Genomic DNA, 5,506 nt, shown 5'->3' on the forward strand with positions numbered 1-5,506 from the left:
CTCCAAACCTGTATACGGTCATGAGGGATTTACACAAGGTAACAAATCAACCGGTTAAAATATTTGAATCTGGACCTTGTTTCAGAAAAGAAACCCAGGGCGCAAATCATATGAATGAATTCACAATGCTTAACCTGGTTGAATTGGCAAGTGTTGAAGAAGGCATGCAAATGGAAAGACTTGTAGAATTGGCTAAATTGGCAATGGATGCCATAGGCCTTGTTGATTATGAACTGGTTACAGAGTCATCTGAAGTTTATGGTGAAACCATTGACATTGTTCATAATGGAATAGAACTGGCATCAGGTGCATATGGACCACATGTTTTGGATGAACATTGGGGTATCTTCAATACATGGGTTGGAATAGGATTTGGACTGGAAAGAATAACCATGGCAGTTGAAGGCTACCAAAACATTAAGCGGGCAGGTAGAAGTCTATCGTATATTAATGGAGCAAGATTGAATATCTGATGAAATTGGAGGCAAAAATGACAAGGCTGATTAATGATTGGATAAAAGATATTAGTGATAGCATTGGAACATATGAGGATGATTTAATATCAAAAACAGGAATGGGATATCTTGAATTGGCATCTGCTACCGGCAATATATCAAAAACTGATATGAATAAGTTCGTTGATGATTCAAAGATAGCAGTTATACCTGTTACAACAGGATTGGGTGTCATAGGTCGTTTTTCACAGTCGGTATTTTCAATACTGGAGCATATGGGTTTCAATGTTTTTATAACAAAAAATACTGATGTCGATGGAATTTATGAAGCAAATTTACATGAAGCAGATATACTGTTCATGGCTGACGATGACAGGTTTATTGCAATAAATCTTAAGGAAAATATTGTTGCTGACAATAGTATCGCTACAGCAGCTGGATTCGTAACTGCAGCAGAAGCTTATTATGGAAATTTAGCAGGTAAAGAAGTATTGATTGCAGGTTATGGAAATGTAGGCTCTGTCATATTAAAAGAATTGAAAAAGAGATGTGCAATATCTTTTGTGTATGAAATTAACAATGAAAAATACAATAAAATAATAGATGACGGTGGAATACCGATTGAAGATAAAGGCAGCATCGTTGATTTTGATTTAATAATTGATGCGACAAATGCCGGGAGCTGGATTGAACCGGGAATGCTGAAAGATGATGTAATCATTGTATCTCCAGGAGTACCCGTATCACTGGACAAGGATGCCTATAAGATTTATGGAGAGAGAATGCTGCATGACTATTTGCCTATAGGTGTTGCCACAATGGCTGGAATGGTTTGCAAATAACAAAATGTTAATATGGGGGGTTGATCGGATTGATCGCGTAGACTCTAAATCTATGTAGCAGAGTGAAACTCTCTGACTCCCCGCCAAATAAACTATGGAGATAAAAATATGAATAATAGAAGTATAGATGATATTTTGAAAAAAGCTTTATCAGGAAACACCTTGAAAAAAGATGAAATTGTGGATATTCTTTCATTGGATAATGAGAATGACTTGAATAAGCTGTATAATGCAGCAAGAGAGATAAGAAACAGGAATTTTATGAATAAAATATTTTTGTATGGCTTTGTTTATTTTTCTAATTACTGCAGGAATAATTGTAACTTTTGCTATTCCAGGAAATCGAACAACATAGAAAGATACAGAAAAAACACTGATGAAATAATAGATATTTCACTGAGATTGAAAGATTCAGGTGTGAACCTTATTGATTTGACAATGGGTGAAGATCCTTTTTATCACAATAGCGATTTCAAGGATGTTTTTAATGCCTCATTTGAAGTTGAAAAACAAACAAATCTTCCCATGATGATATCACCGGGAGTAGTCGATCATGACTTGATTGACAGATTCAGTTCATCTGGAATTGAATGGTATGCCCTTTATCAGGAAACCCACAACAGAAATTTGTTTGAGTTACTTAGGAAAGACCAGGATTATGATATCAGGATGAATGCAAAATTGCATGCGAAAAGCAGTGGCATGCTTATTGAAGAAGGTATACTTGTTGGTGTTGGCGAAACACTGGAGGATATTGCCGATTCAATTCTTGAAATGAAAAAAATGGAAGCTGATCAGGTTAGGGTTATGACCTATGTATCACATGAGGGAATACCTCTAAAGGGGGATGTTGAACTAAACAAGGAGTTGGAATTCAAGACTATAGCAGTCATGAGACTCTTATGTCAGAATTCATTGATTCCGGCATCTCTTGACATAGAAGGGATTGATGGATTGAAACCAAGATTGGATGCCGGTGCAAATGTTATCACTTCAATTATTCTACCAAGTGAAGGATTGCAGGGAGTGGCACAAAGCTGCAAGGATATTGATGATGGAAACAGAAGCGTAGAAAGTGTAAATAAAATATTGAATGAAATGAATCTAAAAGCTGCAACTTCATCTGAATATAGCAGCTATGTAAGTAGCAGAAAGGCACTATATGTATAGTGTCGCTATTGTTGGTGGCAAGCTGCAAGGGGTGGAAGCTGCATATCTTGCCGGCAAAGCCAATATAAGGTCAATACTTTTTGACAAGAAAAAAGATGTACCTGCTAAAAACTTATGTGATGAATTTATATGCATGGATATATTGAAAAACAGAGAGGGATTTCTAAAGGAAATAGGAAAAGCAGATATGATTCTGCCTGCAACTGAAAACTATGAAGTACTGGAGTTCCTGAATGATTTGTTGAAAGAATATGAATTGAATCTTGCTTTTGATTTTGATGCGTATAGAATAACTTCGTCAAAAATAATGTCGGATAATCTTTTTCATGATAACAACATAGCTTCACCTAAATATTTTCCACACTGTGATGGTCCTTTTATTGTCAAACCATCATCGGAAAGCGGTAGTACAGGCGTCAGGCTTGTAAAAAACGATGATGAATTAAATAAAATTATAAAAGAGAGTCAAGGGAGACATGGGCTTGTAATTCAGGAATATCTTTCCGGTAAATCATACTCCATTGAGATAATTGGTGTTCCGGGAAATTACAAAACATATGAGATTACAGAAATAATTGTTGATGAATCCTATGATTGTAAAAGAGTAACAGCTCCTTGTGATATTTCCATTAAACTAAAGTATCAATTAAGGGATATTGCAGTTAAAATTGCCGAACTGATTGAGTTGAAAGGAATAATGGATGTTGAGGTCATAGATGATGATGGTGTGCTGAAAGTGTTGGAAATTGATGCCAGGATTCCCAGTCAGACTCCTACAGTTGTATATCACAGCACAGGAGTGAATCTTTTAGAAGAACTGTTTTGCTTGTTTAAGTTTGGCAAGCTGGACAACCATGAAAATACTGCTAGACGACATGTTTCATATGAGCATATATTGGTGGAAGACCAGGATTTAAGAATGTTGGGTGAACATATAATGGGTGATTGCAGATTTTTAAACTATTTATATGGATTTTACGGTTCCGATGAAGTTTTGACAGATTATGAAGAAGATAAAGAGTGCTGGAGATGTACGCTTATTAATGTTGGAGGCAACTTATCCGAGGTAGAGCAAAAAAGAAAGAATTCAATCTATAAGATAAAAAACCATGAGGAGGAAAAGCTTGAATGTATGACTTAAGCTTAAAATTTAAAGATGGCTAACAATATAAAAAGATATTATAGTAAGCATATTGATTTTTTCGACCTTTTGCAAAAGATAAAGCTTTGGCCTTCAAAAAATGGTACCCTTCATGGAATAAAAAAAATCGAAATAAAAGGTAACTATGCTGAAATTACAACTCACTGCAATGAAAAATTCATAGTAAAAAAATCTAAAAAATCACATGCTGCCAGATGGATGAGGAACAAGTGGTACCGGAGCACATGTAAAAAATGTAAGATTCCTTCCTGGAAACTTGAAAAATATTCAACTACTGGTTTTAATCAAAACTATGGTGCTGGTCTAATTAATATAAACAACACTAATAATAGTAATTGAAATTTTATATTTTGCTATATATTTGATAAAATCAGCACCACTCGATTTACGAGTGGTGTTGATTTTTTAGTTACTATCCTATAAAGCGTCTTATTAGATATAATCCATTTGTAATAATAAAATAATTTAAATAATTAGCAATAGTGTTATAATGGGCTGAAAGATTTTAATAAGTGTAACTCACTTATTAATTATAAAGGAAGTAGACAGATGTATGAAGAAAACATTTTAATATGCGACGATGACCCGGTGGTACACGAATCCCTCAAGATATATTTGAACAATGAAGGCTTTGGATGCATTTCAGTATTCAACGGTAATGAGGCACTGGAGGAACTTGAAAAATCTAATCCCGTACTTGTGGTCCTTGATATAATGATGCCTGGTATGAATGGTCTTGATGTATGTAAGGAAATAAGAAAAACAAGTGCTATACCCATAATAATGGTAACTGCCAAGGGAGAAGAGATAGACAGGATTTTAGGACTTGAACTTGGGGCTGACGATTATATAGTTAAACCATTCAGTCCCAGAGAGGTTGTAGCCAGAATAAAGGCTGTAAGAAGAAGGGTTGGTGAAAGCACTGCTGAAGGAAAGTCATCAACGCTTACCTTTGACAACCTTGAAATAAGCATAAAGAAATATCAGGTAAAATTTGATGGAAAGGTTTTAATATCCACTCCAAAGGAAGTTGAAATACTTTATCTTATGGCTTCCAACATCGGCCAGGTTTTTTCAAGAGAGCAGATTCTTGACAGGGTCTGGGGATATGACTTCTATGGAGATACAAGAACTGTAGACACCCATGTGAAACGCATCAGGGCAAAGCTGCCTCAGGAAGGAAAGAAGTGGAGCCTTCAGACTGTTTATGGTGTAGGCTACAAATTCGAGGTGGAATAGGATATGAAGAATTTCATAGTGAAACGAATTACAATACTAATATCTACAGCAATTTTCATATCAGCCGCGCTGGTTGCATTTTTGGAAACGGTATTTTCCGACAAGCTTATGCCGGAACTGAGTCATTTCCAGGCACTTGTAATAGCTATGATAATAGTAATACCTTTTGTTGCAGTCCTTTCCCATCTTGTCCTCAAGAGAATTGTGAAACCAATAAGGAATATCATAGCGGCAGGAATCTCCATGATTGAGGGAGACTTTTCTGTTGAGGCTGACGAGACTTTGGAAGGTGAGGTAGGACTTCTTGGAAAGACGCTGAACAAGCTGGCCGTAGAATTCTACAGGAATGTATCTCAACTCTATATTGAGAAGAGCAGGCTCCATCAGGTACTTAACAGTCTTGAAGAAGGAATGATTGCAGTAGATGAAAATATGAGTATAACTCATTTCAATCAGGTTTTTCTTGAAATGTTCAATTTATCGGGAAATGATATCCAGGGTGTTAATGTAGAGGACATACCGGTATTGAATGAAAAACTAAATGAACTTTCTCAAGCAATACAGGGCAAGTGTTCCATAATCAAGAATGGAAGACAGGAAGATATAGTTATGAGAATCATAATAGCATCAATAGAAGA

At 35.7% G+C, this 5,506-nt stretch carries 7 protein-coding genes; all 7 read left to right on the forward strand.

All coding sequences use genetic code 11. The features are described from left to right. A partial coding sequence (pylSc, locus tag AC3AX0_RS06150; protein WP_487549427.1) for a pyrrolysine--tRNA(Pyl) ligase large subunit occupies positions 1-473 on the forward strand: 473 nt, incomplete at its 5' end. A 17-nt stretch (positions 474-490) separates the two neighbouring features. After that, a complete protein-coding gene (pylD, locus tag AC3AX0_RS06155; RefSeq protein ID WP_487549428.1) occupies positions 491-1,297 on the forward strand; it encodes a 3-methylornithyl-N6-L-lysine dehydrogenase PylD in 807 nt (268 codons plus the stop codon). Positions 1,298-1,405: 108 nt separating this feature from the next. Then, positions 1,406-2,467 carry a methylornithine synthase PylB gene (gene pylB, locus AC3AX0_RS06160; RefSeq protein ID WP_487549429.1) on the forward strand — a complete coding sequence of 354 codons (1,062 nt, stop codon included), beginning with the start codon at positions 1,406-1,408 and terminating at the stop codon, positions 2,465-2,467. Next, positions 2,460-3,608 (forward strand): 3-methylornithine--L-lysine ligase PylC, encoded by a 1,149-nt coding sequence (gene pylC / locus AC3AX0_RS06165; RefSeq protein ID WP_487549430.1) that lies wholly within the window; start codon positions 2,460-2,462, stop codon positions 3,606-3,608. The genes pylB and pylC overlap by 8 nt, the downstream gene beginning before the upstream one ends. A gap of 15 nt (positions 3,609-3,623) precedes the next feature. Further along, positions 3,624-3,968 carry a pyrrolysine--tRNA(Pyl) ligase small subunit gene (gene pylSn, locus AC3AX0_RS06170; RefSeq protein WP_487549431.1) on the forward strand — a complete coding sequence of 115 codons (345 nt, stop codon included), beginning with the start codon at positions 3,624-3,626 and terminating at the stop codon, positions 3,966-3,968. A 210-nt stretch (positions 3,969-4,178) separates the two neighbouring features. Next, complete coding sequence (locus AC3AX0_RS06175) at positions 4,179-4,868, forward strand: response regulator transcription factor (RefSeq protein WP_487549432.1); 690 nt, start codon at positions 4,179-4,181, stop codon at positions 4,866-4,868. Between the two features lie 3 nt (positions 4,869-4,871). After that, positions 4,872-5,506 (forward strand): PAS domain-containing protein (locus tag AC3AX0_RS06180; RefSeq protein WP_487549433.1); only part of this gene is annotated, 635 nt, incomplete at its 3' end.

The sequence above is a fragment of the Dethiosulfatibacter sp. genome, from assembly GCF_983023055.1.